Origin of the sequence: Legionella maioricensis (assembly GCF_023618015.1) — a bacterium.
In the GTDB taxonomy this organism is placed as follows: Bacteria; Pseudomonadota; Gammaproteobacteria; order Legionellales; family Legionellaceae; genus Legionella; species Legionella maioricensis.
The window spans coordinates 12,280-26,429 of sequence record NZ_JAJKBJ010000025.1 but is presented as its reverse complement, the minus strand read 5'-3'; the positions used below and the strand labels follow the sequence as shown (position 1 = coordinate 26,429).

Sequence of the window (14,150 nt, the reverse complement as noted above, 5' to 3'; positions counted from 1 at the left end):
AAGTTAATTTTAAATTGGCAAAATTATGAAACTAAAAATTATTTTATTAAGTTTATTCGCTATTTTGCTTGGAGGTTGCTGCAAAACCAGTGTGATGCATGAAAAAGTGAATTACCCTAAAAGTACCCGTAGCGGAATAAAATATATCAATGATAAAACCGATCTCAGTCGAGTCGCATGGTGGAAAAAACTAAAAGATCCAGAACTTAATCAGCTTATCAATCAAGCATTGTCTTGTAATGACACAATAAAAAGTTCCTACGCAACTATAGAGCAAGCTCAAGCCCAGCTTAAGGCGGCTCAATATGCCTGGATTCCTACTATGGGAGCAAACGCTAATGGCTTTACGGGTGGAACCTGGAACTCCCATGTAACTCCCAAAGGTCCTCTGGCCAATAATTCTGTTTTTTCAAATTTTTCTAATATGAGATTTCGGGGATATTATGCCGGCTTTGTGCCAGAATATACTTTTAACATCCTAAATAATATTAACAATGTTAAAGCAGCCAATGCCTCTTTAGCGATTCAAAACGCTCAAACTCAATCAACAAAATTGGGGATTATTAGCCAAATGAGTGGCGCTTATTTTATGCTCTTAAGTCAGCGAGAACAATTGGCGATGGAAAAAACCCTTAGTAGTGACTTAAGGAAATTACGTCAGCTTGAACAGGTTCGCTTTCAAAAAGGTGCAAGTGACATCGAAACAATAACCAACATTGATCAGCAACTGGCACAAGAAGAAGCAAACATTCCCCAAATTGAAAGTATCGTGGCACAAAGTGAAAATACCATTCGCCTCTTGTTAAATCAGAACCCTGGCTCTGTTATCACTCATCGTACGTTGCTTTCACTAAACACAGATCATCTGGTTCCTAAATATTTGCCCTCATCGGTTTTAAAAAATCGCCCAGACATTATGATTGCCCTAAATAATGTAAAAACAGCGGATGCACAAATTGGAGTGGCCTATTCGGCATTTTTCCCAACAATTTCCTTAACAGGTTTGGTTGGAGGCGCTTCTGTTGATTTAGCCAACCTCTTAAAATTGAGTACCAATATCTGGGTTGCCCAGGCGATTGCCTCAACAAAAATTTTCAACGCCAGCGCCTACCAAAATATCAAATCGGCTAAGGCTGGCTTCAAGGCAACTTATTATAATTATTTGGAAACGCTTCGCTCTGCCTTCGCAGATGTAGATGACACGCTTACGAATGAACAGAAAACTAAATTATCTTATTTACGAATACACCAAGGATATCAGGCCGCAAAAAAATCATATGACATTGCATTAGCTCAATATAAAGCCGGAGCAAAAGATTACCGCAGCGTAATCAATGCAAAAATAAATCTTGATAGAAGTCAGTTGAGTTTAGTACAGGAAAAAGCACTATTACTCGATAGCATTGTGCAAGTATATAGTGCTGTTGCCGGCGGTTATGATGCTGGTTAGCGCCCCCTATTCCGGATGAAGCGCATAGCCGCCAAGATTTTTTATTGTTTCATTGAAAAAAAATTGCATAAAAATATGTCGTCCCCGGGTGGGCGGAGATCTATTTTTGGATTAGCATGGTACTAAATCAGGAATGGATTCCGTCCCGCATCCCCTGGATATACGTCAAGCTTTTTCGTTTAATGCTTTTTCAATAGCTTTGATTACCCGTCCTGCCTCGGGAGATGTCGTCGAATAGAAATAATCAATCAACTCACCCTTACGAGAAATCAGATATTTATGGAAATTCCATTTTGGGGCGGTACCAAATCCCAGTTTCTGTCTGGCCCAGAGATAAAAAGGATGAGCATTTTTTCCTGAAACCACTTCTTTTGTGGTCATTGGAAATGAGACACCGTAGTTGATCTGACAAAAATTACTAATTTCCTCTTCGGTTCCTGGCTCTTGCTTGCCAAAATCGTTTGAGGGCACTCCAAGTATAACTAAGCCTCGCTCCCTATATTTTTCATAAAGTTTCTCTAAACGTTCGTATTGCGGAGTAAACCCACATTTAGAAGCGGTATTCACAATCATTAAGACCTTCCCGCGAAATTGCGCAAGAGGTAATTCCTCATGTCCACGCAAAGCATGAAATGAATAATCGTACACATTGTCATTAAGCTTAATAGTATTAATTAAATTAGTGGCCACGATAATTACCATCCTAGTATAAAGGTAAGAAAACACATGACTATAATCCCTTATCATCGCAAAGATCAAACTGAATTGGATTAGGAGTCAGATTAAGTGTAATACTTAATCTGTAACTCCTACATTACGATATGCCTGAAAGTTCACTTTTAAATTTTTCTCATCCAAGAAAAAGAATAAGTGTTTTGACTTGAAGCCTTAAAAGAAAGGAAAGAATTAAAGAATAAGTTATCTACAAAAGAACAACATTTGACAGCGCTTCATTAATTTTCTCTTCTTCAAGAACATCCTCTTCTAAGTTATATAAATTATCAAATTTCTGAGAACGTTTTAATGTGCTTTTAATTCTGTCTATTGCTATTTCAGAATTATGTTTCTCATCCTTAGCAATATTGAATTTAGTATGTTTTCCAATCCCTAAGCCCAACTCATCGTTCTCTTTATTATTTAATTTTTTGGGGTTTGGAGGTGCAAAGAAAGTCTTTGCTTTTTGTTCTGTTTTTTTGGGCATGTAAGTATTTCTCAGAAAGTAAAGATAAACAACTAGCATTACACTACTGTGGTGTCGTCATTTTACTCTCTAAACCTTAACAATTTATTAATATTTAAAAGTACAAATTTATGCGTTAATTGACTCAAATACCTGTTCGCAAGAAGAGGGCATAACCTGGTTTATAGTTCTGTTATTGTTTTTGTTTGTGTTATTAATATTTGATCCAGCATAACATAATCGATCTTACCTGAAGATAAAACGGGGATTTTGCTTCCGGGAAAAATGCGGTGAGGTATTAACAATTCTGAATACCCCTGTTCCTGTATTTTTCTAATAAAAGCGCCTTTATCTGCGTGAGATGCTTCGCTAAATAATAAAATCCGCTCTCCTTTTCCAGAACATTTTTGAACCACTGCCGCATTTAATAATTCAGGCCATACGGAAGCAGCAATTCCTTCTACCGCAGTAAGAGAAATCATTTCACCAGCAATTTTAGCAAAACGTTTTGCACGCCCGATAATCGTGATAAACCCGTAACGACTCATGGTGACTATATCGCCCGTATCATACCATCCATCCTCAGGAACATGGATGAACCCTGGCCTATCTCTGTTCAGATAACCTCGCATGATGTTCGGACCACGCAGCCATAAACGCCCTCCTTCGGCTATCCCCTCTACAGGTTCAATTCGACTCTCCATACCTGGAACAATCATTCCCACCGTCCCAGGTATCGATGCCAGAGGACAATTGAGCGAAATGACGGGAGAGGCTTCTGTAGCACCGTACCCCTCATAAATTGTGACGCCAAAAGTTTCACACCAATAGATTAAGGTTTCGGGTTTAACTTTTTCAGCCCCGGCAAAAATATAACGTACGCGACTAAAATCCTGTTTCTCTGCTGCACGCGCATAGCCAGTTAAAAAGGTATCTGTACCAAACATAATGGTTGTTCCTGTTTGATAAACCAGCCCTGGAATTATTTTATAATGCAAAGGTGAGGGATAAAAAAAGCAAGTAATGCCAGTAATCAAGGGAATAATACTCCCCGCAGTTAAACCAAAAGTATGAAATATGGGCAGAGAATTAAAAAATACATCTTTGGCAGTAAAATCTACCCGAGAAATCATCTGATAACAATTGGCCAAGAGGTTAGAATGACTTAACGCGACTCCTTTGGGATACCCCTCCGAACCGGAAGTAAATAAGATAAGCGCTGTTTGTTCGGGACTGACCTGCTCACCAAGGAACTGATAACTCAGCTTAGGGAACATTCCTTTGAGTAGTGCCGAAAATTTATGGCCTAAATGAATGGAGGATTTCATGTCCTCCAGAAAATATATTTTTATTCCCGCTACTTGTAATTCGTCTATTAATACTTCTAACTTGGCAAGAGTAATAAATTGTCTGGAAGTATAAATAGTATTTATTCCACCCATAGTGCATGCAGCAATCAAATGATAAAAGCCCATGCTAAAATTCAACATGGCGGGTATGCGCCGGTAAGCCTGCAAAGCAAAAAAAGTAACCATGCCAGCAGTAGAAGTAGGCATCATCACCCCTACATGCTCCCCAGGTATCGTTTGATTTTTAATTTGTCGCCCCAGAATAAAACAACGGGTAAGAAATTGCCTGTACGTCAGGGGCGTGCGATTACTGTCTTCAATTTTTGCCCTGTTTTTAATCCCCAGGGAAACACCTTGTAACAAGGCGATAAACAAAGTCTGGGGTTTAAAACACGTAAGAAAAGTTAAATCACTGATTAGACGAAAGAGACGCATAGCGATTTCTTTTCTATCTAGCTCTTGCTCAAACTGCAAAAAGGATACCGGAGGTAATAGACGCAAGGTCATTTTAGGGAACAAATGTGGCGTCCTTTCAATATGAATAGGTGTCACTTCCCCACCTATTTTTTGCAGTACCAGCCCTAAACTTTCATAGGCTTTTAAGCTGCGCTCCTGGAGATCTGCAAACTCCGCGGGGAAAATAACACAGGGTTTCCCCGGTTTTATTGCTTTTATTAACGCTCTGGTCGCGAGGGTTTTAGTGGTATCGATTACCGTAACGTCAGCAAAAAGACTCAGAATTTTCATCCATAGGGCGTTGAATACTCCGGGAGGTAAAGCAATAGTGACTTTTATCGGTAGGAAAACGGCAAGCAACAATACGTCAATAACTGAAGTTCTATTTGCAATAATCAAAGATTTGGAAACGGGCTGGTAATGTCCTGAAATATCTACTCTGAACACCAATTCCAAGAACTGTTTAATCCATTTTTTAGCTCGTGGTACCTGTCTTTTTTTCCCGCTCAAATAGTCCATATTCTTTTGTTTTCTTAACGAAACTCTTATCGGTTATACCCAATCACTCATTGTTTTGCAAGATTACTTGCGACTCCTTACAGGCTGTAATAAAGTGTGGGGCATGACTGATAGATTTAATCGCCATATTAAAGCAATATGCTTTATTTTTGCCATTTTTGCATTTATTTCGTGCGCACTGGCTTTTCAGAAACATTCACCTGAGATCATTGATTGGATTAATGATCTCGGATGGCTTGCGCCTGTACTTTTTTTGGTTCTTTACTGCTTGGCAAGTTTAATGTTCTTACCCACGATGGTACTCACTCTGGCAGGAGGAGCCATTTTCGGCCCGGTAACAGGCACAATACTTAATCTAATGGGCGCCACTTTCGGAGCCGCTTTTTCCTTTCTCATCACCCGGCATTTAATTTATGACTGGTTTTCAAAAAAACGAGGAGAAAGACTTAACAAGTTAATCGCGGGAGTCGATCAAAAAGGTTGGATGTTTGTTGCTTTCTTGCGCCTATTTCCTATTATCCCTTTTAATTTGGTCAATTACGGTTTGGGGGTAACGGGAATAAAATTTCGCCTTTACATCATCACGACTTTTATCTTTCTGATTCCTGCAGAAATTGTTTATACGTACTTTGGTTATGCTGGCATGGATGCTTTATCAAGGCCTGATCATTTTTATAGAAATGGGGGCATTATTCTCTCAGGATTGGGCGTCCTGTTTCTTTGTGTTATTAAACTGGTTAAAAGAAAATAACCGAATCCTACATCTGCTCTAGCCAAACAACCAATTGCTCAAGTAAAGGATGAGTCAAATCAAAAACAATATCGTCTACAGAAAGCACGAAACGAATCCCTTGTAAGGAATTAGTGACCAATACTGCATCTGCTTCCTCAATCATTTTTTTTGTTATGGAAAGTTCCAGACAGGAAATCTGATGCTGCAGGCCAAGGGAAAGAAGACGCGAACGAGTGATACCAGGCAAAACGCCGTCTCCTAAAGAGGGCGTTAGCAGGGTGTTATCTTTAATTAAAAACAGATTGGCACAGGTTGTTTCAGTGGCGTGATGCTGCGTATTATAAAACAAAGCATCGTCTGCCCCATGAGCAAGTGCTTGCCGGCGAGCGATTATCGCTTCCAAATAATTGACTGACTTTAATTGATACACAGGATTAGCGCCATCCCTTAACCAGGAAGCGCTAACCAAACGCACAGGCTCCTTACGCACAGTATAGTTAAACGTCTGAAACACCAGGTGACTGACTTGTCCTTGCTCAGCCAGCCCTCTGGGAGCAGAGCCTCCGCTTAAAATCGCCTTGATCCCGCCATGATACAAATTATCTCGTTTAATTTGCGCAATCAAATGATCCTGCCAATCGTCAAACGAAAGATCGAAAGGAATACCCAGTTTTCGCGCTGCATTCCCCAGTCGTTGCCAATGCAAATCGGCAAAACAAGGTTTAGAACTATTCACTCTAAGGGTTTCAAACAAACCTTCCCCAAGATAGATGCGATCGTCAATTGCAAACGCTGGACTGATATCACCTTTTTCTACTAGTACTCTTGTGTGCATAATGCGCTCATATTAATAATCTACGAAATCATCAAGCTCATCCCGCAAACGTTTTTCTTCCAACATGTTTTCCAAGCGTCTGCGTGCATCCAGATTGCCATTGGGAACTTCCGTGATTTCAGTATCAACTTCGACTTCTTCGAAATCATCTACTACTTCAATTACTTCTTCTTCATCTTCTTCAAATAATTCACTCATATCATTCTCTCAGAGAGTTAACACCGTTTTGTTAAATCGCTTTTATCAGGAATCATAAACCAGGACGGCTATATACCGTATTTTTTTTTTCTTGCCTAGTATTTTTTAATTTTTTTTAAACTGAGTCCATTTAAAGCGATTATTAAGCCATCCGGTGGCAGCCAATTAATCCGGAGACTTGAACTTTAACCATAAACAACGAATAATCTAGAGAGAGAATTAAAAATAGAAATTATATGGCCGATCAATTTAAAATTGCTATGAGAAATACCATTAAAGACGTACGCTCTAAAGTATCTGCCTCATATCGTTCTACATCTTCTAATCAGATTTGTACTCGAATCCGGGCCTTAGAACAATACAGACGGGCCAAAAATATTGCACTCTATTTTGCCGTAAACGGTGAAATAGAACTGGATGCTTTATGGAATAGCGCCCCATTACACGGAAAATTTTGTTATTTCCCGGTCTTAAATGATAATTTAACGCTTTCCTTTTTGCCGGCTACTCCTGCTACTCCATTTAAAAATAATCGATATGGTATTCCCGAACCGGATGTAAGCCTGGATTTAGCCGTAGGTGTTGAAGAATTAGATCTGATGATTGTCCCTCTGGTTGCTTTTGACATGCGCTGTACTCGTCTGGGAATGGGGGCGGGCTACTATGACCGGACTTTGGAAAAGAAACAACCGAAGCATCTCTTCGGTGTCGCCTTTCAATTCCAACAAGTAGATTTTATCGACCCCCAGCCTTGGGATATTCCTCTTGATGCGGTAATAACTCAAAAAGCTATCTATTGGCGTAATCCACCAGCATAAAGAGGGTGGTTACAAAAAATCATACTGGACGGAAGCATTTTTATGAGGCTATTTTCTTACGTCACTTCCAACTCAATAGGTTAAATGGCGTCTACTCCTATTTCTCCAGTTCGAATTCGAACTACTTGTTGCAATTCATAAACAAAAATTTTGCCATCACCAATTTTTCCGGTATATGCGGACTTACAAATCGCTTCAATAGCAGCATCAACCATATTATCAGGTAAAGCCAATTCAATTTTAATTTTAGGAAGAAAATCAACTACATACTCAGCCCCTCTATAGAGTTCAGTATGTCCTTTTTGACGTCCAAAACCTCGAGTTTCTGAAATGGTTATTCCTGGCACGCCTATATCCATTAATGCTTCATGAACGTCATCAAGTTTAAAAGGCTTGATGATTGCTGTAATCATTTTCATATTCTATCCGGTTGTATTTTCTGTAAGATTTCTTTCAAACGCAGATTTGTCAATCATAGGGTATAGTCCTTGTCAGACAGTTTTGTTAGACTGTCTGCAACTACAAACATGGAGTAACTATGTTCGATCCCAAACAATTTGACGACTTAGCTAAAAAGCTTTTTTCTACACTCCCTACAAGTCTACAGAATATTGAAAAAGACATTCAACATAAATTTAAAGAAGTTTTACAATCCACATTCGCACGTATGGACTTAATTACCCGCGAAGAATTTGATGTGCAATGTAAAGTATTAGCTCGTACCCGGGAAAAACTGGATCATTTGCAACAGCAGGTTGATGAATTAATAACCCAACAAGAAGATAAACAGTAAGAAACAATTTTAAGGATGATTGCCATTGCATTGAAATGATGGAAAAAACAATTCTTTGCCTAACAATCTCCTAAATACGGTAAATAATGGCTTGGTCATTTTTTGCCGTTTTTTTAGTCGCTCAGAGGAAATAGGAGTCGACAAACTCGTCCAACGATAGAGGAAGAAAACATGAATCTCGCATTCACCAAAACGCGAAGTACTATAGGCATCATGGCGCAATCCGTGTCCGTAGAAGTCCATTTATCCAATGGTTTACCAGGTTTTACCATGGTAGGTCTTGCGGAAACGGCCGTTAAAGAAAGCAAGGATAGAGTTCGAAGCGCCATCATCAACAGCCAATTTGAATTTCCATGTCGCAGAATTACCGTCAATCTGGGCCCTGCTGATTTACCCAAAACAGGCAGCGGCTTTGACCTGCCCATTGCATTGGGAATCCTTGCTGCGTCAGGTCAAATTCCCCATCAAAGCCTGACTGATCATGAGTTCATTGGAGAGTTAGCCTTAAGCGGTGAACTACGGGCAGTTTCAGCCATCATTCCCGTAGTTTTGGCTGCTCATAGAGACAAACAGCGGTTAATTATTGCCAATGCCAATGCTGACGAAGCTTCTCTAGCAGGATATCAAGGCGTTTATACTGCTAATAATTTACGCGAAGTCTGTAGCTATCTCTGCCAGGCCATGCCTTTGAAGAATTTACCTCCAAGACCTGAAATCAATACGACGGAGCATGAATTGGATTGGTCTGATATTAAAGGCCAATTTCATGCTAAAAATGCCATGGAAATTGCTGCCTGTGGGGGACATAGTATTTTATTAAGTGGTGCCCCAGGAAGCGGAAAAACAATGCTGGCCCGACGTTTTAGTACTTTATTGCCCGAACTATCAGAAACTCAAGCTCTCGAATGTGCCGCTATCAATTCAATACGGGGTAAATCGCCCAATTTTACTCAATGGCGTTCGCCGCCCTTTCGTGCCCCCCATCATACAGCTTCTCCCATGTCTTTAGTTGGCGGCGGCAATCCCCCCAAACCTGGTGAAATCTCATTGGCACATCATGGCGTTTTATTTCTGGACGAATTGCCGGAATTTAACAGGCAGGTCCTTGAAACGCTTCGAGAACCATTAGAGTCAGGACATATTTGCATTTCAAGAGCGGCGGCTCAAACAGAGTTTCCAGCAAAATTCCAGTTACTTGCGGCAATGAATCCCTGTCCTTGTGGGCAATGGGGTAATTCACAAGCTAATTGTCTCTGCACGCCTGATCGCATCAGCCGTTATCTGGCAAAACTGTCTGCACCTTTATTAGATCGCATTGACATGCACATTACCGTTCAGGCCTTATCTCAAGAGGAGTTAGTCAAGCCCAATACCAATCCCGATAAGCAAAGTAGTGTTATCCGTGAAAAGGTCATCGCCGTGCGGAACATCCAAATGAAACGCCAAAATTGCATTAATGCTAATTTAAGTGCCAAAACCTGTGAGGCTGTTTGCGAATTAGGTTCTGCGGAGCAAGATTTTTTAAGCCAAGCAATGAATAAGTTAAAATTGTCGGCCCGTGGTTATCATCGCTTGCTCAAAGTAGCCAGAACCATAGCAGACATGAATAACAGCCCAATAGTAAGTCTTAGTCATTTGCAGCAAGCCTTATCTTTTAAGCAAACCTTACAATCGCCAAAATAGTTTTTTAAAAGGGGGGACCCATAGTCGCCAGGATTAAGACTAATTTTTGATAATAATTATGATTTATAGGTTAATTATGAACCGTTCGGACTGAGGAGGCGTTCACGCCGTCTCGAAGTCTCACATCAGGACCGGTTGGGCTTCGAGACGAAGCTACGCGTCTCCTCAGCCCGAACGGTGCGAATTACAGGAAGGAAAAATCTTCTTAAGTTGGCGGCTATGATAATCTGTTTCGAATACCACGCGACGCTGTCTTTAAGAGTAGACTCTCGACTTCGCGAATAAAAACAGCTCTTGGGCTAATCTTAAGGGCGGTATTTATTTTCCCCACGATATTCAAAATACCTACAGAGCAGACCCTAATTTTAAAAGTCGAGCTTTTAGTACCTCTGAACTCGTTAATGGCTGTTCACAGGTATGGTTTCTACAAAGATAAGCAGCAGCCTGTTCATTAACAGCCTCTTTCCCCTGGCCAATGGAAACATCCTCGGCAAAAGCAAGTATTCTTGAAGGTAAATAAGTACGGTGAGTCACCCCAATAAGTTGCTTCAAGCCTTGCTTAGAGCGTTCTCCGGCAAACACTATTGCTACGGGTAAAGACTGCATAAAATCAAGTGCGGCAAGAAAATGGGCAAAGTTAAATGGATTTTGAGACGCGGCAGCATTGTATTGACCCAGCACCTGCTGTGCATATTCAAGATAGGATTTTTTCCCGGTCAGCTCGTGTAATCGAAGCAATGCGAACACACTACTGGAATTTCCTGAGGGACAAGCATTGTCATAAGGCGCTCGAGGTCTATGGACCAGCTGTTCACCGTCTGCAGGAGTAAAATAAAAACCCTTATCCCAAAATTTTTCCAAGATGAGCTCAGCCAGATGAATAGCACGCGTTAAATAACGAGGTAAAAAGCTGGACTCATAGAGATCGAGCAAAGCATTTGCTAAAAACGCGTAATCATCAAGAAAGCCAGCAATTTTAGGTACTCCTTCACGCCACACATGATATAAACCACCATCTGGCATAGTCATTTTTTCAGCGATAAAATCTGCCCCCTTTCGAGCTGCGGCAAGATAGCTAGTATTCCCAGTTGCCTGATACGCCATGCATAAGCCCTGAATCATGAGCGCATTCCAACTGACTATGATGTTTTCATCACGTCCAGGGCGAACTCGCTTTTCGCGAGCGTCAAATAACAATTGACGAAGGTTCTGCAATTGCTCTTCTTCTGCAGCATTAAGCGTAACAGGACGATGTAACACATTCTTATGGTCTTCAAAGTTGCCTTGTTCAGTAACTCCATAAATTCGACAAGCAGTCGCTCCGTCTGACTGGCCAAGCACTGCCTTTACTTCGGCAACAGTCCATACATAAAACTTACCTTCCTCCCCCTCACTGTCAGCGTCTTCACTGGCATAAAACCCGCCCTCAGGATGGGTCATATCGCGCAACACGTAGGTAATGGTTTCTTCAAAAATCTGCTTCCATTTTTTATGACCCGTCAGACGATAAGCATCGGCATACAAGCTCACCAGCTGGGCGTTGTCATAAAGCATTTTCTCAAAATGGGGAACCAACCATTGTTCATCCACACTGTAGCGCGCAAAACCACCACCCAGGTGATCATAAATGCCCCCATTTGCCATACCATTCAAGGTTAACTCCAAAGATTTAAGGAGTACCGGATCATGAGTTCGAGAATAGAGGCGTAAAATCAAGTTATAACAAGACGGAATAGGAAATTTAGGAGCACCATTCATACCACCATGTTTACCATCCGTATTGTTTGCAAAGAAAAGTGCCGCAGTAAGTGGGGTATCTTTTTCCTTAGATAATTTGCTGATATTTAAGTGAGAGTCAAGCCGGGTATAGCCTTGCAAAAATTGTGCAACATAGCGATCCAGTTCCGAGCGTTTATTTAACCATAAATCACTTAGAGTAAGTAATAACTGGGCAAATCCCGGTCGACCGTATCCTTCCACAGGAGGAAAATAGGTTCCACCAAAAAATGGTTCTCGAGCTGGAGTCATAAACACCGTCAACGGCCAGCCCCCACCCTGCCCCATCATTTGCACCACTTTTTGATATATGTCATCAATATCCGGACGTTCCTGGCGATCTACTTTAATATTAATAAAATGGTCATTCATTAATCGAGCTATATGAGGATTTTCAAATGATTCATGAGCCATAACATGACACCAATGGCAGGCGCTGTAACCAACGGACAAATGAACAGGCTTATTTTCTTTGCGCGCGCGATTAAATGCTTCCTCTCCCCAGGGATACCAATCTACGGGGTTATCTGCATGCTGAAGAAGATAGGGTGAGGATTCTTTTGCAAGTTGGTTAGACATCGAATTCTATCTCCCTAGAATTTAAATTAGATTAGCGTTAAATATTAATCACCTTCTCAAGCCTATTCACATATTCTCGAGCCTATTCACATATTCTCGAGCCATAATTCACGCCATCTCGAGCGTTAGCGAGAGATCTTCTGAATAGAACACAGTGCCCATTTCAGAAATCTCTCGCTAACGCCCAGCATGACGGCAGGTTGGGTCTATTGTGTCGATCTCGGAGAAATCGCAAGACATGGAAGGGCTAAAGTGTTTTCATTCACTTCTTTTTCAAAAGAAGTATATACTTAAAACACAATGGACTAAATTTACAATAAAATGAACCTTATCAAATTAACTCTCTCTATTCTGATTACTTTACCCTACCACTTGGCTCTGGCAGATGTATATACAGATCAGGCTATTGCTAAAATACAGACTTGTTACGATGCAGCAGATAAAATAGATCCTGAGTTTATGAAATGTAGCCTCGATGAACTTCGCAAATACCCCAATCCCCTAAATTACAAATGTCATGTCCATACCGATGATGAACGAAAATCCGCTAAAGGAAAGATAAGTATCATTTTTTATACTCCCTCAGGTTTTATGGTTTATTGTATAGGCACTGCAGGCGACAAACTGATAATTAATTCTTGTGCCACCAAACAAGGCAAACCCATCACAGAACGCGATGAATTAATTATCCAGCCACCAAAATAAAGAGGCTGGTATTAGCCCTATGTGAAAAGTTCGGAAAACTTATCAAATTAACCAATAAAATATATTTGCAACATGGGTCAATTTAAAATCAAAGATTCGAAAATGGCCATTCGCGCATATACACCATTCGCCACCTGTTTTAAAATAAACGAGTGATTTCCATCAGCGACATCCGTATCTATCTCGACTCCGCGATTCATTGGCCCAGGATGCATGACCATAGCGTAAGGCTTGGCATAAGCCAGACTTTTTTGAGTTAAAGCAAAATCTCGTCTATAGGACTCCAAATCTAAATGTTCTGTTTCCATTAAACGTTCACGCTGCACTCGTAAACAAATCACAACGTCAGCATCAGTCAAACCCTCTACTAAATTATTAGTTACTCGACCGTAATCAAGACTTTGAGGTTGCCAAATTTCAGGAGCAATCAAGACCAACTCACCGACTCCTAATTTATTACAGATGCTTTGAAAGGAATTAGCAACACGAGAGTGTTTGATATTTCCTAAAACAGCAATTTTTAACTGATCCAACTGTGGCTTTTGCTCGATAATAGTCATCATATCAAGAATAGCCTGACTGGGATGAGCATGAGTTCCATCCCCAGCATTCACTATATGGACTGCATTTCCCAACGTGTTAGCCAGTTGTTGCTGTATCCCCTCTTGTTTATGCCGAATCACAAAATATTGAATCCCCATAGCCGCTAAAGTCTGAATGGTATCTTCTATTATTTCGCCTTTGTTCTCTGAGGAATTCTGTAAATCAAGATTGATTACTGGCATGGATAAATGATTTGCTGCCATTTGGAAACTCACCCGGGTGCGCGTACTGTTTTCATAAAACAAATTGGCTACCGTATGTTGAGAATAGGAGGGATAATGTGCTTGTTGCTTAAACGCCAAGGCCCGTTGCAGTATGGATTCAATTTGTTGTCGTGATAACTGGCTTATTTCAAGAAAATGATTCATAAAACCTCATTTGACTTTCTTCAAACGGTTAATAAAGGAACAAAAAATATGAAAAAACGCAGTGTACACGAAGTATAGGAATATTTTAAAGGTTTTTTCCATACT

General features: G+C 40.6%; 14 protein-coding genes. 6 read left to right on the top strand and 8 right to left on the bottom strand.

Annotated features, from left to right (window positions below):
• Window positions 1–25 precede the first annotated feature (25 nt).
• Complete coding sequence (locus tag LOX96_RS15140) at window positions 26–1,450, top strand: TolC family protein (protein ID WP_250423879.1); 1,425 nt, start codon at window positions 26–28, stop codon at window positions 1,448–1,450.
• Between the two features lie 165 nt (window positions 1,451–1,615).
• On the opposite strand, the gene LOX96_RS15135 is transcribed toward LOX96_RS15140, so the two are convergent.
• The 3 genes from LOX96_RS15135 to LOX96_RS15125 form a co-directional block, all read right to left on the bottom strand.
• Window positions 1,616–2,152: a glutathione peroxidase gene (locus LOX96_RS15135; protein WP_348645904.1), complete on the bottom strand. Its 537-nt coding sequence runs from the start codon at window positions 2,150–2,152 to the stop codon at window positions 1,616–1,618.
• A gap of 220 nt (window positions 2,153–2,372) precedes the next feature.
• Window positions 2,373–2,651, bottom strand: a complete 279-nt coding sequence (locus LOX96_RS15130; RefSeq protein ID WP_250423874.1) for a hypothetical protein — start codon at window positions 2,649–2,651, stop codon at window positions 2,373–2,375.
• Window positions 2,652–2,812: 161 nt separating this feature from the next.
• Entirely contained in the window at window positions 2,813–4,954 is a 2,142-nt protein-coding gene (locus tag LOX96_RS15125; protein ID WP_250423866.1) for an AMP-binding protein, read from the bottom strand.
• A gap of 103 nt (window positions 4,955–5,057) precedes the next feature.
• Between LOX96_RS15125 and LOX96_RS15120 the strand changes: the two genes are divergently transcribed.
• The gene (locus LOX96_RS15120; RefSeq protein WP_250423857.1) at window positions 5,058–5,705 is read left to right on the top strand and encodes a TVP38/TMEM64 family protein; all 648 of its coding nucleotides are present in this window, start codon (window positions 5,058–5,060) and stop codon (window positions 5,703–5,705) included.
• A 7-nt stretch (window positions 5,706–5,712) separates the two neighbouring features.
• Here the strand turns inward: LOX96_RS15120 and LOX96_RS15115 are convergent, their stop codons facing one another.
• Both LOX96_RS15115 and LOX96_RS15110 read right to left on the bottom strand, forming a co-directional pair.
• A complete protein-coding gene (locus LOX96_RS15115; RefSeq protein WP_250423855.1) occupies window positions 5,713–6,522 on the bottom strand; it encodes an aminotransferase class IV in 810 nt (269 codons plus the stop codon).
• Window positions 6,523–6,534: 12 nt separating this feature from the next.
• A complete protein-coding gene (locus LOX96_RS15110; RefSeq protein WP_250423853.1) occupies window positions 6,535–6,720 on the bottom strand; it encodes a PA3496 family putative envelope integrity protein in 186 nt (61 codons plus the stop codon).
• 236 nt (window positions 6,721–6,956) lie between these two features.
• On the opposite strand from LOX96_RS15110, the gene LOX96_RS15105 reads away from it, so the two are divergent.
• Window positions 6,957–7,538 (top strand): 5-formyltetrahydrofolate cyclo-ligase, encoded by a 582-nt coding sequence (locus LOX96_RS15105; RefSeq protein ID WP_250423844.1) that lies wholly within the window; start codon window positions 6,957–6,959, stop codon window positions 7,536–7,538.
• An 80-nt stretch (window positions 7,539–7,618) separates the two neighbouring features.
• Here LOX96_RS15105 and LOX96_RS15100 read toward each other — a convergent pair whose 3' ends face one another.
• The gene (locus tag LOX96_RS15100) at window positions 7,619–7,957 is read right to left on the bottom strand and encodes a P-II family nitrogen regulator (protein ID WP_250423842.1); all 339 of its coding nucleotides are present in this window, start codon (window positions 7,955–7,957) and stop codon (window positions 7,619–7,621) included.
• Between the two features lie 119 nt (window positions 7,958–8,076).
• Between LOX96_RS15100 and ubiK the strand changes: the two genes are divergently transcribed.
• On the top strand, window positions 8,077–8,331 hold the full coding sequence (gene ubiK, locus LOX96_RS15095; protein ID WP_250423840.1) for a ubiquinone biosynthesis accessory factor UbiK: 255 nt from the start codon (window positions 8,077–8,079) through the stop codon (window positions 8,329–8,331).
• A gap of 171 nt (window positions 8,332–8,502) precedes the next feature.
• Window positions 8,503–10,014, top strand: coding sequence for a YifB family Mg chelatase-like AAA ATPase (locus LOX96_RS15090; protein WP_250423828.1), 1,512 nt, complete (start codon window positions 8,503–8,505; stop codon window positions 10,012–10,014).
• Between the two features lie 345 nt (window positions 10,015–10,359).
• Here LOX96_RS15090 and LOX96_RS15085 read toward each other — a convergent pair whose 3' ends face one another.
• Complete coding sequence (locus LOX96_RS15085) at window positions 10,360–12,369, bottom strand: thioredoxin domain-containing protein (RefSeq protein WP_250423826.1); 2,010 nt, start codon at window positions 12,367–12,369, stop codon at window positions 10,360–10,362.
• A 321-nt stretch (window positions 12,370–12,690) separates the two neighbouring features.
• Here LOX96_RS15085 and LOX96_RS15080 point away from each other — a divergent pair, with 321 nt between their 5' ends.
• A complete protein-coding gene (locus tag LOX96_RS15080; protein WP_250423824.1) occupies window positions 12,691–13,074 on the top strand; it encodes a hypothetical protein in 384 nt (127 codons plus the stop codon).
• 77 nt (window positions 13,075–13,151) lie between these two features.
• Here LOX96_RS15080 and LOX96_RS15075 read toward each other — a convergent pair whose 3' ends face one another.
• Window positions 13,152–14,045 (bottom strand): aspartate carbamoyltransferase catalytic subunit, encoded by an 894-nt coding sequence (locus tag LOX96_RS15075; protein WP_250423817.1) that lies wholly within the window; start codon window positions 14,043–14,045, stop codon window positions 13,152–13,154.
• Between the last annotated feature and the right edge of the window lie 105 nt (window positions 14,046–14,150).

What these genes read in the sequence shown, in the direction of transcription:
- LOX96_RS15140 (WP_250423879.1), top strand. Translation starts at nt 26, where the DNA reads ATGAAACTAAAAATTATTTTATTAAGTTTATTCGCTATTTTGCTTGGA.
- LOX96_RS15135 (WP_348645904.1), bottom strand. Translation starts at nt 2,152, where the DNA reads ATGGTAATTATCGTGGCCACTAATTTAATTAATACTATTAAGCTTAAT.
- LOX96_RS15130 (WP_250423874.1), bottom strand. Translation starts at nt 2,651, where the DNA reads ATGCCCAAAAAAACAGAACAAAAAGCAAAGACTTTCTTTGCACCTCCA.
- LOX96_RS15125 (WP_250423866.1), bottom strand. Translation starts at nt 4,954, where the DNA reads ATGGACTATTTGAGCGGGAAAAAAAGACAGGTACCACGAGCTAAAAAA.
- LOX96_RS15120 (WP_250423857.1), top strand. Translation starts at nt 5,058, where the DNA reads ATGACTGATAGATTTAATCGCCATATTAAAGCAATATGCTTTATTTTT.
- LOX96_RS15115 (WP_250423855.1), bottom strand. Translation starts at nt 6,522, where the DNA reads ATGCACACAAGAGTACTAGTAGAAAAAGGTGATATCAGTCCAGCGTTT.
- LOX96_RS15110 (WP_250423853.1), bottom strand. Translation starts at nt 6,720, where the DNA reads ATGAGTGAATTATTTGAAGAAGATGAAGAAGAAGTAATTGAAGTAGTA.
- LOX96_RS15105 (WP_250423844.1), top strand. Translation starts at nt 6,957, where the DNA reads ATGGCCGATCAATTTAAAATTGCTATGAGAAATACCATTAAAGACGTA.
- LOX96_RS15100 (WP_250423842.1), bottom strand. Translation starts at nt 7,957, where the DNA reads ATGAAAATGATTACAGCAATCATCAAGCCTTTTAAACTTGATGACGTT.
- ubiK (WP_250423840.1), top strand. Translation starts at nt 8,077, where the DNA reads ATGTTCGATCCCAAACAATTTGACGACTTAGCTAAAAAGCTTTTTTCT.
- LOX96_RS15090 (WP_250423828.1), top strand. Translation starts at nt 8,503, where the DNA reads ATGAATCTCGCATTCACCAAAACGCGAAGTACTATAGGCATCATGGCG.
- LOX96_RS15085 (WP_250423826.1), bottom strand. Translation starts at nt 12,369, where the DNA reads ATGTCTAACCAACTTGCAAAAGAATCCTCACCCTATCTTCTTCAGCAT.
- LOX96_RS15080 (WP_250423824.1), top strand. Translation starts at nt 12,691, where the DNA reads ATGAACCTTATCAAATTAACTCTCTCTATTCTGATTACTTTACCCTAC.
- LOX96_RS15075 (WP_250423817.1), bottom strand. Translation starts at nt 14,045, where the DNA reads ATGAATCATTTTCTTGAAATAAGCCAGTTATCACGACAACAAATTGAA.